This window comes from Nocardioides korecus (genome assembly GCF_054778395.1).
On the sequence record NZ_BAAGZO010000003.1, the window covers coordinates 275,341 to 291,098 of the forward strand.

Below are 15,758 nucleotides of genomic sequence, written 5' to 3' on the forward strand. Positions count from 1 at the left end.
GTGAACCTTCAAGAAAGGTGCGATCATGACCTGGAACCGCCTCCACCGCCGCAGCGACGTCCTCCGCGCGGTCGTGGACACCCTCGACACCCGCGCCGGTGACCCCGGACAGGCCGTCGAGACGCTGCCCTGGGACCTGCCCGGGGTGGCCGAGAACTTCACCGACGAGAGCGACCTCGTGGGCGCGCTGCTGCTGCGCTGGCACGCCCGTCTGGGCGCCAACCTCGACCGCGCGCTCTCCCGCGAGCCGCTGGACCTGCCCGCCGCCGTCGTGGCGGCCTGGGCCCGGACCGCCGCGGAGCAGCCCGGCATCCGTCGGGCCGTTGACGAGTGCCTGGTCGACCCGCTGACCGCCGCGCTGGAGCACACCGTGCTCCGGGCCCGCGACCGCGAGCGCGCCCGTCTGGCCGCCGCCGCGGGGCTGGCGCCCGAGCGTCACCCGCGTGCCGTCGCGCTGGGCGAGGACCTGGAGGCACGGGCCCGCGAGCTCGCCGCCCTGCCGGTCCGGCCGCCCGTCGCCCCGCACCCCGACCCGGCGACCCGCGTCGCCGCGGTCACCCCCCGCACCACCACCCCCACCACTGCCCTCCCCACCACCCAGGAGACCTCCGTGCTGCGCAAGAAGAGCAAGTCCACGACCACCCCGACCACCTCGATCAGCACGACCGCGCCCGGCGCGGACGACCAGCACGTCGAGACCAACGAGTCCTTCGTGCGCCGGCTGAAGGCGGCCCTCGCCGCCGCCTGACCGGCACCCTCCCGCAGCCCGCGTCCGCCCACCGTCGGCGGACGTCGGCGCGGCCCCCGACGGCGAGACCCCAGGCGCCGGGTGCGGCCTCCCTCCGCATCCCTCCCTCCCACCGGCCCTGGGGTCTCGTCCTTCCCGCCCGGACACGCGCGGGCCGAGCCCGGCACCACCGGGGACGAGACCCTCGCCGGACCAGCGCGGAGCTCCCACCGGAGCCGTCCGGACGGCGGTCGGGACGCGCTCGGCGCGACGGTCGTGTCACGGCCAGCGGTTAGGATGCTCGGCGTGAGCAGCGGACAGACAGCGGGATTCGGGACCGGTGTCCTCGAGGACACCCGCCTCGACGAGCAGCAGCAGACGACCGACAACGGCGACCACGAGCGGTTCTCGCACTACGTGCCGAAGGACAAGCTCATGGACGCCATGATCAACGGCACGCCGGTGGTCGCGCTGTGCGGCAAGGTCTGGATCCCCAGCCGCGACCCGCAGAAGTTCCCGGTCTGCCCGGACTGCAAGGAGATCTGGGAGAGCATGCAGGCGGGGGACTCCGAGTGAGGCGCACCCGTCGCGCCGCGGTCACCGTGCTCGCCTCGGCGGCCGCCCTGGTCGCCGTCGCGCCCCTGGCCGCCACCGCCAGCACCGCCAGCGCCACCGCCCCCGTCGGCGCCGCGTCCTCGCGCGCCACCACCACCCTCGGCGCCGGTGCCGCCACGGCCGCGACCTGCCTGAGCTCCGTCGCGGCCGGTCAGGCCCCCGGTGGCGCCCGCCTCGCCGGCGAGCGCGTGAGCCCCCTCCGGGCCCGCCGCGAGGCGCCGGTCACCTCCTCGGACCTGGCGGCGCTCCCGGCCGCGCAGAGCCGTCCGGGCTTCGTGCGCCGCGAGGTGGCGCCCGCGCTGCCCGCCTCGGTCCGGATCCCGGTCTACGTGCACGTCATCAAGGGCACCCACCGCGGCGAGGGCAACCCCTTCGGCCCCAAGCGGGTCGCCAAGCTGCTGAGCATCCTCAACGGCGGCTTCGCCGGGAAGCAGAGCGTCGACAGCGCCCCCACCCGCTACAGCTTCGTGCTCAAGCGCACCGACTACACCAAGCGCGACGCGTGGTACCACGCCTACCTCAACGGTCCCCGCGACCAGCAGGCCAAGCGCGCGCTGCACCGCGGCGGCGCCGGCACGCTCAACCTCTACCTCAACGACGGCGGCTCGCCCGACGAGGGCGTCCTGGGCTGGTCGCGCTTCCCGTGGCAGTACGCCTCGAACCCGAAGCAGGACAACGTCAGCGTCAACATCTCGGCCACCCCGGGCGGCAGCGCGCGCGGCTACAACCTGGGCGACACCGTGATCCACGAGACCGGTCACTGGATGGGGCTGTTCCACACCTTCCAGGGCGGCTGCGGGGAGCAGGGCGACCTGGTCGCCGACACTCCCGCGGAGGCCGAGCCGAGCTTCTACTGCGAGACCACCCGCGACTCGTGCACGGCGCCCGGCCTCGACCCGGTGCACAACTTCATGGACTACTCCTACGACTCGTGCATGAACATGTTCACCCTCGGTCAGGTCAGCCGGATGGACGCCGCCTTCGAGAAGTACCGGTCCTAGCTCCTGTGACCGACGGTCTCTTCCCAACCGATCCGATCCCCGAGCCGACCCCGGCCCTCCCACCCGCCTACCCCGACCGTGCCGCCTGGGGCACCGCCACCCGCCTGCGCGCCTGGCAGCAGGCCGCGCTGACGGCGTACTTCGCGACCAACCCGCGCGACTTCCTCGCCGTCGCGACCCCCGGTGCGGGCAAGACCACCTTCGCGCTCACCGTGGCCAGCGAGCTGCTGGCGCGACGGGTGGTCGACAAGATCACCGTGATCGCCCCGACCGAGCACCTCAAGACCCAGTGGGCCGAGGCGGCGGCGCGGGTCGGCATCCCGCTCGACCCGAACTACTCCGCCAAGGGCCGCAGCAGCGGTGACTTCGTCGGCGTCGCCATGACGTACGCCGGGGTGGCCGCCAACCCGCTGGCCCACCGCATCCGCACCGAGCGCTCGAACACCCTGGTGATCCTCGACGAGGTCCACCACGCCGGCGACGCGCTGTCGTGGGGCGAGGCCGTGCGCGAGTCGTTCGAGCCCGCCCGTCGGCGCCTGGCGCTGACCGGCACGCCGTTCCGCTCCGACATCAACCCGATCCCGTTCGTCACCTACGCCCCCGACGCCGACGGGGTGCCGCGCTCGGCCGCGGACTTCACCTACGGCTACGCCCACGCGCTGGCCGACCACGTCGTGCGCCCGGTGCTGTTCATGGCCTACAGCGGCGAGATGCAGTGGCGCACCCGGGCCGGCGACGAGATCGCGGCCCGGCTGGGGGAGCCGCTCACCAAGGACATGACGGCCCAGGCGCTGCGCACGGCGCTGGACCCCAAGGGTGCGTGGATCCCCTCGGTGCTCGAGGCCGCGGACCGACGTCTCTCCGAGGTGCGTCGGCACGTGCCCGACGCGGGCGGTCTGGTGATCGCCACCGACCAGGACTCCGCCCGCGCCTACGCCAAGGTGCTCGCCGAGATCTCGGGGGAGAAGCCGACGGTCGTGCTCTCGGACGAGAAGGCCGGCTCGAAGAAGATCGCGGCCTTCACCGACGACGGCTCGCGCTGGATGGTCGCGGTGCGGATGGTCTCCGAGGGCGTCGACGTGCCGCGGCTGGCGGTCGGCGTCTACGCCACCACGATCTCGACCCCGCTGTTCTTCGCCCAGGCCGTGGGTCGCTTCGTGCGGGCCCGCAGGCGGGGCGAGACCGCCTCCATCTTCGTCCCGTCGGTGCCGATGCTGCTGGCGCACGCCTCGCAGATGGAGGTCGAGCGCGACCACGTGCTGGCCCGTGCGGTCTCCGAGGACGGCGACATGTTCGCCCCCGAGGACGCGCTGGTGGCCCAGGCCCAGCAGGCCGAATCCGCCTCGGGCGACCAGGACCTGGTGCCGTGGGAGGCGTTGGGGTCCGCGGCGACGTTCGACCGGGTGCTCTACGACGGTGCCGAGTTCGGCCACGAGGGCGAGGTGCACGTCGGGTCGGAGGAGGAGATGGACTTCCTCGGCATCCCCGGGCTCCTCGAGGCCGACCAGGTCCGCGACCTGCTGCGCCACCGCCAGAGCGAGCGGGCCCGGCGCCGGGTCCCGACGCCGGACGTGGTCGAGCACGCCCCCCGCGAGGTGGCCACCCACGAGCAGCTCGCCGTCATGCGGCGCGAGCTCAACGGGCTGGTCGCGGCGTGGTTCCACCGCACCGGCCAGCCGCACGGCGTCACCCACGCCGCGCTGCGCAAGGAGTGCGGCGGGCCGGCCGCGGCCGCGGCCACCGCCGACCAGCTCGGCAAGCGGATCGACCTGATCCGCGACTGGGCGACCCGCCGGACCGGGTAGCAGCGCGCCCGGTCGGCGGGGTCATCCTCAGGCCTGCGGCTCGAAGATGCCGCTGTAGGCGTTGAGGGCGGGCTGGCCGCCGAGGTGGGCGTAGAGCACGGTCGAGTCGGCGGGGATCTCGCGGCTGGTGACCAGGTCGACCAGGCCGGCCATCGACTTGCCCTCGTAGACGGGGTCGATGATCATCCCCTCCAGGCGCCCGCTGAGCCGGATCGCCTCGACGGTGGAGGCGACGGGCACGCCGTACAGGTCGCCGGCCCAGCCCTCGAGCACCGTGATCTCGTCCTCGCGCAGGTCGCGGCCGAGCTCGATCAGCTCGGCGGTGTGGCGGGCGATCCGGGCCACCTGGGCGCGGGTCTTGACCAGCGTGGCGGAGGCGTCGATGCCCAGGACGCGCCGGCGACGGCCGGTGAGGTCCTCCAGGGCGGCGAAGCCGGCGATCATGCCGGCGTGGGTCGACCCGGTCACCGTGCAGACGACGACGGTGTCGAAGAAGACGCCGAGCTGCTCCTCCTGCTCGGCGACCTCGAAGGCCCAGTTGGCGAAGCCGAGCCCGCCGAGGGGGTGATCCGAGGCGCCGGCCGGGATGGCGTACGGCGTGCCCCCCGCGGCCTCGACCTCCGCGATCGCCTCCTCCCAGGAGGGCCGGATGCCGATGTCGAAGCCGTGGGCGTCCAGGCGCACGTCGGCGCCCATGATCCGCGAGAGCAGGATGTTGCCGACGCGGTCGTTGCCGGGGTCCTCCCAGTCGACCCACTTCTCCTGCACCAGCCGGCACGCGAGCCCGAGGTGGGCGGCGACGGCGGCGACCTGGCGGGTGTGGTTGGACTGGAAGCCGCCGATCGAGACCAGCGTGTCCGCGCCGGAGGCGAGCACGTCGGGGACGATGTACTCCAGCTTGCGGGTCTTGTTGCCGCCGTAGGCCAGCCCGCTGTTGACGTCCTCGCGCTTGGCCCAGACCTCCGCGCCGCCGAGGTGGGCGGTGAGGCGGTCCAGCCGGTGCACCGGGCTGGGGCCGAAGGTCAGCGGGTGGCGGGGGAACTCGTGCAGCTTCACGTGGGGTCCTCGGGGGTGTCGGGTGCGGGTGGGTCCAGGTGGATCAGGTGGCCGAGCGCCTGCCAGGTGCGCAGCTCGACGGCCTCGGCGTCCTCGGCGCGACCGGCGGCGCAGTGGGCGACCAGCTCGTCGTGCAGCGCGAGCGAGCCACGGCCGGCCAGGGAGCCGAAGCGCAGCCGCTCGAGGCGGCGTACGACGGGGGTGTACTGCTCCAGGACCGCCGCGACCGCGCGGTTGCCCGAGGCGCGCACCGGCACGCCGTGCAACCGGTCGTCGGCGGCCAGGGCCGCGTCGACGTCACCGCGGTGCAGCGCGTCGGCGAAGTCGTCGGCGCACGCGCGCATCTCCGCCAGGTCGCCCGGCCCGAGTCGGGGGCAGGCCTCGCGCACGGCGAGGGCGTGCATGGCCGCGACCACCGACTGCGCCTCGGCCACCGACCGGTCCTCCAGCGTCGCCACCGTCGTGGACCGACCGGGCGTGGTGTGCACCAGCCCGGCCTGCTCCAGGCGCAGCAGGGCCTCGCGCACCGGGGTGCGGCTGACGCCCAGCCACGCGGCCAGCTCCTGGTCGCGCAGCTGCGTCCCCGGGGCCAGCGTCCCGTCGACCACGGCCTCGCGCAGCCGCTCGAGCACGTCGTCGCGCAGCAGACGACGGGTCAGCGGCTCGCAGTGGGGGAGCTTCATGCATGCAATATATCGCAGGTGCTGCAGGTCGTGTCGGGCTCGCTCCGCAGGCCGTGCCCGGAACGAGCTCGACCCCGGCCGCCGGGGCCGGGGTCGAGCTGCGAGCGGTGCTCAGGCGAGGGTCACCAGGGGGTGTAGCGAGCGAGGTCGAGGGCCCGGGACTTCACGAACGGGTCGGACTGCATGTACAGCCACGGGCGGCCGAACCACAGGTAGCCGTCGACGTTCGTCGCCGCGCGGGCCTGGCGCGTGGCCGACATGCCCCACTTGGGGTTGGCCACGTCGGTGGTGGGCGGGATCCCCAGGGCGACGCAGACCCGCTCGACGAAGCTCTGGCACACCTTGGCGTTGTCGCGGCTGCCGCCACCCCGGGCCTGGTTGAACTCGAAGCCCCGGCCGTTGGAGGAGGTGCTGATCACGAAGTGCTTGCCGGAGACGCCGCGCTTGGCCAGCTCGGCCACGACCTGGGTGCCGAAGTCGATGTCGTCCTCGACCCGGCCGTAGTGGGTGGAGTTCAGCGCGAAGCCGCGGGTGTACCGGATGCCGTCGGCGACCAGGAACGAGGCCGCCTTGGCGGGGGCCTTCCAGGGCCAGTCCCAGGTGCCGCCGTCGATGTAGACCGAGGTGTTCGGCAGCGCGGAGAACACCCGGGCCGAGTAGGCGATCAGGTTCGTGGGGATCTTGGAGCCGCCCGGGACGCACAGCGCGAAGGGACCGTCGGGCTGGAGGATGATCGCGGTGTGCTGGGAGCCCACGGCGGCGGCGAACTTGTTGATCCAGTCCTTGTAGCTCGCCTGCTCCGCGGCGGTGGGCAGGCGCTTGCAGGCGGTGCCCTCCCACGGCTTCATCCGGAACACCGTCATCTGGACCAGGGTGTTCTGGTCGCCCCCGGACGCGTTGGCGATGTACTTGTCCACCGAGGAGGAGATCTTGCTGTTCGCGATCCAGGCCCCGAACCACTTGGCCTTGGGCCGCAGCGCGATCTTGCCGAGCAGGGTCTTCTCCGCGCCGGTGGCGGCGACGTACGGCGCCCACGACTGGTCCTGCGGGCCCTTGTAGACCCCCCACGGCCGGCCGGCCAACGGGTTGTCGGGGTTGGCCCGGCGGGCGGACGGGACGCTGGTCGACGCGTCGGCCGGTGCCTGGGCGGGCAACGTGACCCCGGCCAGGGTGGCGGCGCTCAGCGCCACCGCGGCGACGGCGCCGAGACGACGACGGACGGAGGTGGGGCGGGTGGGCAACATGGGAGCTCCTCGAGACGGTGGTGCGGTGACCGCGTATCGAAAATAACCCACAAATGTCCGTTTTAGGGGCTTTTCTCGCATCGTCCCGACGACTGGCGAGGCTGGGGCGGGGTCGTGGTGAGCGTCAGGACGTCGTCCCCAGTAGTGGGAGGACCCGGTGCGGCACCTGCGTGGCCAGGGCGATCACGGTGCTGGAGCGCACGATCCCCTCGTCGTCGAGCACCGCGTCGATCACCCGCTGGAGGTCGGCGTTGGAGCGGGCGACCACCCGGCACCACATGTCCCCGGCGCCGGTGATGGTGTGCGCCTCGATCACCTCGGGGATGGCCGCGAGGTGCCGGGCGACGAGGTCGTGGCCGCGGCCCTGGCGGATCTCCAGGGTCAGGAAGGCGGTGACCGGGTAGCCCATCGCGCGGGGATCGAGGTCCGGCCCCCACCCGGTGACCACGCCCGTGGCCTGGAGCCGGTCGAGACGGGCCTGGACGGTGCCGCGCGCGACGCCGAGCCGCCGGGAGGCCTCCAGCACGCCGACGCGGGGCTCGGCCGCGAACAGCTCGAGCAGGTTGCGGTCCAGCTGGTCCACGCTCACTCCCACGACTGGTCAGGTTGTCCAACGTGTCGGACATCGATGGCACAGGTTGTCACCTCCAGGCCATCCTGTCGCGCATGAGCTCACTGACGCCCGAGGAGACCCGCGCCGACCTGACCCTGGACCAGCTCCAGCAGCTGGTCGGTCTGGTGGAGTACGACGAGGACCGCGACGTCTTCCCGGTGACCGGCTGGGACGCGATCGTGTTCGTGGTCGGCAACGCCACCCAGGCCGCGCACTACTACCAGTCGGCGTGGGGGATGGAGCTCGAGGCCTTCGCCGGCCCCGAGACCGGCCAGCGCGACCACGTGTCCTTCGTGCTGCGCTCGGGGTCGATCCGGTTCGTGCTCCGCGGCGCCGTCGACCCCGACAGCCCCCTGGCCGACCACCACCGCCGCCACGGCGACGGCGTCGTGGACATCGCCCTGGAGGTGCCCGACGTCGACCGCTGCATCGCCCAGGCCCGGTCGGCCGGCGCCCGGGTCGTGCGCGAGCCCGAGGACCTGGTCGACGAGCACGGCACGGTGCGGATCGCGGCGATCGCGACGTACGGCGAGACGGTGCACACCCTCGTCGACCGGTCGGCGTACGACGGGCCCTACCTGCCGGGCCACGTCGCCCGCACCAGCACGTTCGTCAAGCCCGCGGGTCAGCCGCGCCGGATCTTCCAGGCGCTGGACCACGTGGTCGGCAACGTCGAGCTCGGCCAGATGGAGGAGTGGGTCGGCTTCTACAACCGCGTCATGGGCTTCACCAACATGGCGGAGTTCATCGGCGACGACATCGCCACCGACTACTCCGCCCTGATGAGCAAGGTCGTCGCCAACGGGAACCACCGGGTGAAGTTCCCGCTCAACGAGCCGGCGATCGCCAAGAAGCGCTCCCAGATCGACGAGTACCTCGACTTCTACCGCGGCGCCGGGGCCCAGCACCTCGCCGTCGCGACCGGCGACATCCTCGCCTCGGTCGACGCGCTGCGCGCCAACGGCGTGGAGTTCCTGAGCACCCCGGACTCCTACTACGAGGACCCCGAGCTGCGCTCCCGCATCGGCCACGTCCGCGTGCCGATCGAGGAGCTGCAGAGCCGCGGCATCCTGGTCGACCGCGACGAGGACGGCTACCTGCTCCAGATCTTCACCAAGCCCCTCGGCGACCGTCCGACGGTGTTCTTCGAGCTGATCGAGCGCCACGGCTCCCTGGGCTTCGGCAAGGGCAACTTCAAGGCCCTCTTCGAGGCCATCGAGCGCGAGCAGGACGCCCGCGGCAACCTGTAGGAGGGTCCGGGGGTGCCGCCGACACGGTGACCGAGCCGACCCCCGAGTTGGGGGAAGCGAGCCGGCCCACCCGAGCGACATGCAGCTCGATCGCCGCGTCCCGATGCTGGGCGTGCGTGTGGTTGCCAGGCCGCGAACTGCATGTCCTTGTGGTCGGCGCCCGCCCACGGAGTGGTACGCCGACATCCGGGTCGCCCCTCGGTTCCGAAGGTCCCCCATGACCTCCCGACGCCCCGCCCGCAAGACCCTGGCCCTCGCGGCCGCCGCCAGCCTGATGGCACTCCCGCTGGCGGGCTGCTCCTCGCCCTTCGGCGGGGGAGCGCCGAAGCCGGTCGCCTCGGTGCCGGCCGTGACGGGCCGCTCGACCGCGATCAAGCTCGACGCGGGCTTCGCGGCTGCGCTGAAGAAGCTCAAGCTGACGCCCGGGACGGTGGGGAAGGCCAAGCTGCGCAACGGCTCGCTGGTCTTCCCGATCACGGGCGGCAACGTCACCGTCTTCAAGCCGGGCGAGGTCTCGCCGTACGTCATCGGGCAGCTGCACCACGACACCTCCGGGCTGAGCCTGGCCGCCGGTGGCACGAAGGTCGTCCTGCGCGACCTCAACGTGGACCCCGGCGTCTCGCGCGTCTACGGCGACGTGCTGGTCAACGGCAAGCGGGCCGCGACCGGCGCCTACCTGTTCTCCCTCGACGGACGCACGCTCCAGCCGCTGAAGACCCAGGGGCGGGTCGCGATCCTGACCGGCACCAAGGTGGAGATCTCCCCGGTCGCCGCGCCCCTGCTGAACAAGACGTTCGGGACCAAGGCCGTGAAGCCCGGTCTGCTGGTCGGCGTCGCGACGATCACCGTGCGGGTCAAGTAGCCGCCGACCGCCCCCACGACGACGAACCGCCGGCCCCCGAGGAGGGGGCCGGCGGTTCGTGGCGTCAGGCGGGACTCAGTCGAGGTCGCCGACCAGGACGGCCTCGAGCTCGTCCTCCACGGTCTCCTCGTGCCGGGTGGTCGCGGCGACCGTGCGGGCGCCGGCGGCCAGGACGACCACGCCGATGCCGACCATGATCGCGCCGAACCAGAACGGCGCGTGGACGTGCGGGGCCTCGGCCGAGCCGAACAGCTTCAGCGCGACGTAGGGACCGACGGCGCCGCCGGTGAACCGGACGAAGGAGTACGCCGCCGACGCGACGGGCCGCTCGACGGGAGCAGCGCCCATGACGGCCTCGGTGATCAGGGTGTTGTTGCTGCCGATGAAGGCACCCGAGACGATGATCCCGATGGTCACGACGGTGCTGTTGTCGGCGTACATCCCCATCACGGCGAGGTCGGCGGTGAACAGCACGAGCGTGGCCAGGATGGCCGGCACGGTGCCGATGGCGCGCTGGATCTTGGGAGCCACGACGACCGAGACCAGCGCTACCAGGACGCCCCACCCGAAGTAGATCCAGCCGATCTGGATGATGCCGGCGCCCGGCAGCGCGAACGGGCCGGCGGCCAGGATGGTGAAGAAGCCGATGTTGTAGAAGATCGCGGTCAGGGCGATCAGCAGCAGGGGCTTGTGCTTCAGCGCCCGGAACGGGTCCGCGATCGAGGTACGCCGACCGGTGGGCGGCGTCGAGGGCAGGAAGAACGAGGTCGCGACCAGGGCGATCAGCATCAGCACCGAGACGCCGAAGAACGGGGCGCGCCAGGACTGCTCGCCCAGCAGCCCGCCGATGAGGGGGCCGGACGCGATGCCGATGCCCAGGGCCGCCTCGAACAGCACGATGGCCTGGCCGGTGGAGCCCTTGGCCGAGGACACGATGGTGGCCAGCGCGGTCGCGACGAACAGCGCGTTGCCCAGGCCCCAGCCGGCGCGGAAGGCGACGATCGCGCTGACGGAGTTCGAGGCGCCGGCGAGCGCGGCGAAGATGATGATCAGGACCAGGCCGCCGAGCAGCGTGCGCTTGGCGCCGATGCGGCTGGAGACGACACCGGTGACCAGCATCGCGACGCCCATGATCGCCATGTAGCTGGTGAACATCAGCGAGACCTGGCTGGGTGTGGCGTGGAGCTGTGCGGCGATCGACTTCAGGATCGGGTCGACGAGACCGATGCCCATGAACGCGATGACGCAGGCGAACGCCACGGCCCAGACGGCACGAGGTTGCTTCAGCATGACTTCCTTCTCTGTCTTGCAGGGGATGGGTGGTGCTTCTCGGTGACGGAGTCTCAGCGCGCCGGGGCGAGCCGCTCGTCGACGCCGAGCAGGTCGGACAGGACGGCCACGGCGGTGGCGAGCTCCTCGGGGGTCCGGCCGGTGCGTGCGATCCGGTCGGCGACGAGGGTCGCGTTGGTGCGGCGCACGCCACCGAGCACGCGCTCGCCCTCGTCGGTCATCGAGACCAGCGAGGAGCGGGCGTCGTCGGGGTGCGGCGTGCGCACCAGCCAGCCCTTGAGGACGAGGCCGTTGACCAGGCCCGTCATCGTCGGCTGGCTGCACCGGTCGGCCTGCGCGAGCGCGCCCACGGTGCTGGGGCCGAGCTCGTCGAGCAGGCTCATCAGGCGGGTGCTCGCGGCGGGGACGTCGGTGTTGTGGCGCCGCACCTCGCGCACGAGGCGGGCGACGAGCACGACCAGGTCGTTGCTCAGCTCGCGCACCTGGTGGTTGTCCATGACCACCAATATACATAGGGAACCTATGCAGTTCAATCGGAGGTAACCCCGGGAGAAGCTCCGGCAGGCTCGGGAAGGCGGGCTCAGAAGGGTGGGCGGCCGGTGCCGCTGATCCGGAACCGGCCCCACGGGTCGACGTCGGAGAGCCGACCCTCGGCCGACCCGGTCGGCAGGGTCAGGGTGACGGTGGCGCCGGCGGCGTGGGGGAGCTCGGTGCCGCGGGCCAGCCGACCCCACCAGTGGAAGCGGCCGTCGATGGGCTCGAAGTGACCGCGCAGGCGCACCTCGAGCTCGACGTCGTCGATGCGCGCGGGGCCGTCGTACTCCTCGCCGGGCAGGTGGCGGATCTCGCTGCCCACGGGGGCGCTCACCGGTCGTCCCCGGCCACCAGGCGCAGGCGGCCCTCGCCGTCGATGCGCACGCCGTGCTCGGCCGCGATCCCCTCGAAGGCGTTCCAGACGAACGCGCTGAGGTAGCGCGAGACCGCGGCCCGGCTCATCGTCTTGCGACGCAGCCACCACTCGCCGGTCGAGAGCCCGAGGCCGACCAGGCCGTAGGCCCACGGCTCCGCGCCCGCGGCGTCGAGACCGAGGTCGCGCAGGGCGTCACCGAGGGTGCGCGAGATGGTCGCGGCGACCATCTCCTTGCCGTCGGCCAGGGGGTCGTCGCCGCCTCGGTGCTCGACCAGCAGGAAGAACACGTGCGGGTGCCGCGCGATCAGGGTGAGGTACGCCGTGCAGCCCTTCTCGACCCGGCCCCGCAGCGGGGCGTCGCTGAGCAGCACCGGCAGCAGCCCGGCGATCACCTGCTCCGCACCCCATGCCCCGACGGCGCGGTAGAGGTCGTCCTTGTCGGAGAAGTAGCGGTAGAGCACCGGCTTGCTGACCCCGGCGGACTCCGCGATCTGGGCGATGTTGGCGCCGGTGCCGTGCTCGTCGATGGAGGCGACCGCGGCCTCGACCAGCTCGGCCCGGCGGGCCTCGCGGTGGTCGTCCCAGCGGGTGCTCCGGCCGTCCTCGGACTCGGGTGGGGTCGCCTCGGGACCGGAGTCCTGCTTCTTGACGTTTCGGGCCATGGTGTCCACAGTAGCCGATACCGTTACTGCAAGTAACAGTTACTGCGAGTCAGGAGACGCCATGAGCACGACGACCATCGCGACCGGTCCCACCGGCACCACCGTCCCCGAGCGGCTGCTGCGCTCCTCGGCCCGGCACTCCTACGACCCGGAGGTCGACATCGACTGGGACGCGCCGGTCGACCCGACGCTGTGGGGGATGCAGCCGGAGCGGATGTCGCTCTACGGCACCGAGCTGTGGGAGGGGCTGAGCGAGGAGCAGCGGATCACGCTGAGCAACCACGAGGTCGCCTCGATCGCGAGCGTCGGGCTGTGGTTCGAGCTGATCCTGATGCAGATGATGCTGCGCGACCTGTACGACGCCGACCCCCGCGGCGCGCACATGCACTACGCCCTGACCGAGGTCGCCGACGAGTGCCGCCACTCCACGATGTTCGGCAAGTCGATCGCGCACTTCGGCGTGCCGGCGTACGGGCCCCCGGCGTCGGTGCACCGCCTGGGTCGGCTCTTCAACGCGGTCGTCCGCGGCCCCTCGGCGTACGCCTCCATCCTGGTCGCGGAGGAGGTGCTCGACACCTGGCAGCGCGACCTGGTCAAGGACGAGCGGGTGCAGCCCGTGACGCGGATGGTCGCGCGCATCCACGTGCTGGAGGAGGCGCGCCACATGACCTTCGCCCGCGACGAGGTGCGCCGCCAGGTCGCCGACCTGTCGGGCCTGGCCCTGCTGCGCCAGCAGGTGCTCACCGCGCAGACCTGCTTCATGGTGGCGCGCTCGCTGGTCAACCCCGAGATCTACCGCTCCGTCGGGATCGACCCGCGCGACGGCCGGCGCGCGGCGCTCGGCAACCCGCACTACCGCGCCACGATGCAGTGGATGGGGGAGAAGCCGCTCGCCTTCCTGCGCGAGAACGGCCTGCTGCCGGGTCACCAGGAGAAGGTCTGGCACTCCTCGCTGCTGCTGGGGTGAGCGGTGCTCAGGTCCGCTCCTCCGGGCTCCCGGAGGGCGGGCCGAGCGCCCGTGACCCGGACCCGCCGGCCTCGAGCGCCGGGCCCGGCTGGGCCGTGAGGTAGGCGTGGACGGTGCGGGCCACGTCCTCCACGGGTTGGGGTGGGAGGTAGGCGTGGGCGCCGGCCGCGAGCAGCACGCCGACGGGTCCGCGCACGTGCAGGCCGAGCTCCTCGTCGAGGATCTCGGTCACCACGATCCGGGCCCGGGGGAACATCGCGGCGAACGTCGACATCAGCTGGTGGCTGACCGCGTGCGCCAGCACGACGTCGGTCGTCGGGGGAGCGTCGGCGAAGTCCACGACCAGGTAGCCCTCACCCATCGCCGTCGCGAGCCGCTCCCGGGCGGCCGACGACATCCGCATGGTGGTCGCGACCACCGTGACGCCGTCGGGTCGGGGTGCGGTCGCGGTCTCGTCGTCCGGCTCGCGGGGTCGTACGACGTTGCCTTCGAGGACGCGCGCGCGGAAGGTCAGGGTCCCGAGGACCTCCCCGCCGCTCACGACGTCGGTCTCGCGCCGGCCCAGGACCCCCTCGACCGCGGCCCGGGCCTGGCGGGGGAGCGAGTCCAGGTCGAGGACCGGCCGCGCCGGGTCGTGACCGACCGGCGTGCCTGCCCGAGACCGCTCCTGCGACGCCACGTCCCGAGTGTCCACCCGCGACACGGGCCTTCCCGTCCTGCCCGTCCGCCTCGGCGTGCCGCCCGGGCGGCGTCGGGTTGCTACTGCGCTCCGGGGAACCCGCGCTGGCGCCACGCCTCGTACGCCACCACCGCGGCGGAGTTGGACAGGTTGAGCGAGCGGCGACCGGGGACCATCGGGATCCGGAGCTGGTCGGTCACCCGGTCGTGGCCCAGCACCTCGTCCGGCAACCCGGTCGGCTCCGGCCCGAAGAGCAGCACGTCGTCCGGCTCGAACGCGACGTCGGTGAACCACCGGGTCGCCTGGGTGGTGAAGGCGAAGACGCGCGATGCGGCCAGGGGGGCGCTGGTGAGCGCCGTCTCGAGGTCGGGGTGCACCTCCACCGAGGCGAGGTCGTGGTAGTCCAGGCCCGCACGCTTGAGCCTGGGCTCGGACAGGTCGAACCCGAGGGGCTCGACCAGGTGCAGCGTCGCGCCCGTCCCGGCCACCATCCGGATCGCGTTCCCGGTGTTCGGGGGGATGCGTGGCTCGAGGAACATCACGTGGAACACGGCTGGACGCTACCCCGGAGCGTCCCTAGCCCCGGTCGACGATCGCGAAGACCCGGGCCGGGAAGCCCGAGCCCTCGTGGGGCTTGGGCCAGGTGGCGACGACCAGGGCGCCGGTCGCGGGCACGCGGTCGAGCCCGGCGAGCATCTCGATCTGCCACTTGTCGGCCGCCAGGACGTAGGTCTCGGCCGGCGCCGAGCCGCCGCCCACGACGGCCCCGGGGTCGGTGTCGGTCGTGTCGTGGCCCACGGCGGTCACCTGCCGCTGCTCGACCAGGAAGGTCAGGGCCTCGACACCCCAGCCGGGGTAGTGCGCCAGACCGTCGGCGTCGCGGTTGGCCATCGCGTCCCCGTCGGGCCAGCGGTCGGCCCAGCCGGTGAGCAGGGCGACGAAGGCGCCGGCCGGGATCCGGCCGTGCTCGGCCTCGTGCGCCTCGAGGTCGGCGACCGTGACGGTGTGGTCGGGGTCGGCCTCGGCCAGGCGGCGTACGTCGACCACGACCAGGGGCAGGATCATGTCGGTCACCGGGAGCTCGTCGAGGAAGCGGCCGCCGCGCGTGAAGTGGGCCGGCGGGTCGACGTGGGTGCCCCACTGCCCGATGTGGGTGTAGGTGTGGGCCAGGAAGCCGGTGCCCGCCGACCCGACACCGGCGTCGAAGTGGAAGGTCGTCTCGCGGACCTCGTCGGGGAACGCCGAGTAGTGCGGGATGCCGGGCCCGAAGGCGTGGGTCAGGTCGATCCACTCGCACGAGCGGAGGCGGTCGAGGACGTCGCTGAGGGGGGCGAGAGGCGCAGGCTCGGTCATGGGCACCAACCTAGGGGGCGGGGGTCCAGGCCCGGGATCGA

At 72.7% G+C, this 15,758-nt stretch carries 18 protein-coding genes; 7 read left to right on the top strand and 11 right to left on the bottom strand.

Annotated elements, in window-relative coordinates:
* Positions 1-25: 25 nt before the first annotated feature.
* From ACYVDA_RS07460 to ACYVDA_RS07475, 4 genes are all read left to right on the top strand, one after another.
* Complete coding sequence (locus ACYVDA_RS07460; protein WP_460816691.1) at positions 26-748, top strand: hypothetical protein; 723 nt, start codon at positions 26-28, stop codon at positions 746-748.
* A 276-nt stretch (positions 749-1,024) separates the two neighbouring features.
* On the top strand, positions 1,025-1,303 hold the full coding sequence (locus ACYVDA_RS07465; protein WP_460816693.1) for a DUF3039 domain-containing protein: 279 nt from the start codon (positions 1,025-1,027) through the stop codon (positions 1,301-1,303).
* Positions 1,300-2,343 carry a zinc metalloprotease gene (locus ACYVDA_RS07470; RefSeq protein ID WP_460816695.1) on the top strand — a complete coding sequence of 348 codons (1,044 nt, stop codon included), beginning with the start codon at positions 1,300-1,302 and terminating at the stop codon, positions 2,341-2,343. Before ACYVDA_RS07465 ends, ACYVDA_RS07470 begins: the two co-directional genes overlap by 4 nt.
* Positions 2,344-2,348: 5 nt before the next feature.
* On the top strand, positions 2,349-4,148 hold the full coding sequence (locus ACYVDA_RS07475) for a DEAD/DEAH box helicase (protein WP_460816697.1): 1,800 nt from the start codon (positions 2,349-2,351) through the stop codon (positions 4,146-4,148).
* Between the two features lie 27 nt (positions 4,149-4,175).
* On the opposite strand, the gene ACYVDA_RS07480 is transcribed toward ACYVDA_RS07475, so the two are convergent.
* From ACYVDA_RS07480 to ACYVDA_RS07495, 4 genes are all read right to left on the bottom strand, one after another.
* Positions 4,176-5,204 (bottom strand): 1-aminocyclopropane-1-carboxylate deaminase, encoded by a 1,029-nt coding sequence (locus tag ACYVDA_RS07480; RefSeq protein ID WP_460816699.1) that lies wholly within the window; start codon positions 5,202-5,204, stop codon positions 4,176-4,178.
* Complete coding sequence (locus ACYVDA_RS07485; RefSeq protein WP_460816701.1) at positions 5,201-5,887, bottom strand: GntR family transcriptional regulator; 687 nt, start codon at positions 5,885-5,887, stop codon at positions 5,201-5,203. The genes ACYVDA_RS07480 and ACYVDA_RS07485 overlap by 4 nt, the downstream gene beginning before the upstream one ends.
* A gap of 122 nt (positions 5,888-6,009) precedes the next feature.
* Positions 6,010-7,131, bottom strand: a complete 1,122-nt coding sequence (locus ACYVDA_RS07490) for a glycoside hydrolase family 6 protein (RefSeq protein WP_460816703.1) — start codon at positions 7,129-7,131, stop codon at positions 6,010-6,012.
* A gap of 124 nt (positions 7,132-7,255) precedes the next feature.
* On the bottom strand, positions 7,256-7,714 hold the full coding sequence (locus tag ACYVDA_RS07495) for an Lrp/AsnC family transcriptional regulator (protein ID WP_460816706.1): 459 nt from the start codon (positions 7,712-7,714) through the stop codon (positions 7,256-7,258).
* A gap of 83 nt (positions 7,715-7,797) precedes the next feature.
* On the opposite strand from ACYVDA_RS07495, the gene hppD reads away from it, so the two are divergent.
* Complete coding sequence (gene hppD / locus ACYVDA_RS07500; RefSeq protein ID WP_460816709.1) at positions 7,798-8,994, top strand: 4-hydroxyphenylpyruvate dioxygenase; 1,197 nt, start codon at positions 7,798-7,800, stop codon at positions 8,992-8,994.
* 217 nt (positions 8,995-9,211) lie between these two features.
* Positions 9,212-9,856 (top strand): hypothetical protein, encoded by a 645-nt coding sequence (locus ACYVDA_RS07505; RefSeq protein WP_460816710.1) that lies wholly within the window; start codon positions 9,212-9,214, stop codon positions 9,854-9,856.
* A 75-nt stretch (positions 9,857-9,931) separates the two neighbouring features.
* Here ACYVDA_RS07505 and ACYVDA_RS07510 read toward each other — a convergent pair whose 3' ends face one another.
* The 4 genes from ACYVDA_RS07510 to ACYVDA_RS07525 form a co-directional block, all read right to left on the bottom strand.
* Positions 9,932-11,146, bottom strand: a complete 1,215-nt coding sequence (locus ACYVDA_RS07510; RefSeq protein ID WP_460816713.1) for an MFS transporter — start codon at positions 11,144-11,146, stop codon at positions 9,932-9,934.
* Between the two features lie 53 nt (positions 11,147-11,199).
* Entirely contained in the window at positions 11,200-11,643 is a 444-nt protein-coding gene (locus ACYVDA_RS07515; protein WP_460816716.1) for a MarR family winged helix-turn-helix transcriptional regulator, read from the bottom strand.
* 83 nt (positions 11,644-11,726) lie between these two features.
* On the bottom strand, positions 11,727-12,014 hold the full coding sequence (locus ACYVDA_RS07520) for a DUF4873 domain-containing protein (RefSeq protein WP_460816718.1): 288 nt from the start codon (positions 12,012-12,014) through the stop codon (positions 11,727-11,729).
* Positions 12,011-12,718: a TetR/AcrR family transcriptional regulator gene (locus ACYVDA_RS07525; protein WP_460816720.1), complete on the bottom strand. Its 708-nt coding sequence runs from the start codon at positions 12,716-12,718 to the stop codon at positions 12,011-12,013. Before ACYVDA_RS07525 ends, ACYVDA_RS07520 begins: the two co-directional genes overlap by 4 nt.
* A 61-nt stretch (positions 12,719-12,779) precedes the next feature.
* Between ACYVDA_RS07525 and ACYVDA_RS07530 the strand changes: the two genes are divergently transcribed.
* Entirely contained in the window at positions 12,780-13,685 is a 906-nt protein-coding gene (locus tag ACYVDA_RS07530) for an AurF N-oxygenase family protein (RefSeq protein WP_460816723.1), read from the top strand.
* Between the two features lie 7 nt (positions 13,686-13,692).
* Here ACYVDA_RS07530 and ACYVDA_RS07535 read toward each other — a convergent pair whose 3' ends face one another.
* The 3 genes from ACYVDA_RS07535 to ACYVDA_RS07545 all read right to left on the bottom strand — a co-directional run bounded on the left by ACYVDA_RS07535 (position 13,693) and on the right by ACYVDA_RS07545 (position 15,717).
* Positions 13,693-14,364, bottom strand: a complete 672-nt coding sequence (locus tag ACYVDA_RS07535) for a hypothetical protein (protein WP_460816725.1) — start codon at positions 14,362-14,364, stop codon at positions 13,693-13,695.
* Between the two features lie 80 nt (positions 14,365-14,444).
* Positions 14,445-14,915, bottom strand: a complete 471-nt coding sequence (locus ACYVDA_RS07540; protein WP_460816728.1) for a tRNA (cytidine(34)-2'-O)-methyltransferase — start codon at positions 14,913-14,915, stop codon at positions 14,445-14,447.
* Between the two features lie 25 nt (positions 14,916-14,940).
* Positions 14,941-15,717 (bottom strand): cyclase family protein, encoded by a 777-nt coding sequence (locus ACYVDA_RS07545; protein ID WP_460816730.1) that lies wholly within the window; start codon positions 15,715-15,717, stop codon positions 14,941-14,943.
* Positions 15,718-15,758: the final 41 nt, after the last annotated feature.

What these genes read in the sequence shown, in the direction of transcription:
- ACYVDA_RS07460 (WP_460816691.1), top strand. Translation starts at nt 26, where the DNA reads ATGACCTGGAACCGCCTCCACCGCCGCAGCGACGTCCTCCGCGCGGTC.
- ACYVDA_RS07465 (WP_460816693.1), top strand. Translation starts at nt 1,025, where the DNA reads ATGCTCGGCGTGAGCAGCGGACAGACAGCGGGATTCGGGACCGGTGTC.
- ACYVDA_RS07485 (WP_460816701.1), bottom strand. Translation starts at nt 5,887, where the DNA reads ATGAAGCTCCCCCACTGCGAGCCGCTGACCCGTCGTCTGCTGCGCGAC.
- ACYVDA_RS07490 (WP_460816703.1), bottom strand. Translation starts at nt 7,131, where the DNA reads ATGTTGCCCACCCGCCCCACCTCCGTCCGTCGTCGTCTCGGCGCCGTC.
- hppD (WP_460816709.1), top strand. Translation starts at nt 7,798, where the DNA reads ATGAGCTCACTGACGCCCGAGGAGACCCGCGCCGACCTGACCCTGGAC.
- ACYVDA_RS07505 (WP_460816710.1), top strand. Translation starts at nt 9,212, where the DNA reads ATGACCTCCCGACGCCCCGCCCGCAAGACCCTGGCCCTCGCGGCCGCC.
- ACYVDA_RS07510 (WP_460816713.1), bottom strand. Translation starts at nt 11,146, where the DNA reads ATGCTGAAGCAACCTCGTGCCGTCTGGGCCGTGGCGTTCGCCTGCGTC.
- ACYVDA_RS07515 (WP_460816716.1), bottom strand. Translation starts at nt 11,643, where the DNA reads ATGGACAACCACCAGGTGCGCGAGCTGAGCAACGACCTGGTCGTGCTC.
- ACYVDA_RS07525 (WP_460816720.1), bottom strand. Translation starts at nt 12,718, where the DNA reads ATGGCCCGAAACGTCAAGAAGCAGGACTCCGGTCCCGAGGCGACCCCA.
- ACYVDA_RS07530 (WP_460816723.1), top strand. Translation starts at nt 12,780, where the DNA reads ATGAGCACGACGACCATCGCGACCGGTCCCACCGGCACCACCGTCCCC.
- ACYVDA_RS07545 (WP_460816730.1), bottom strand. Translation starts at nt 15,717, where the DNA reads ATGACCGAGCCTGCGCCTCTCGCCCCCCTCAGCGACGTCCTCGACCGC.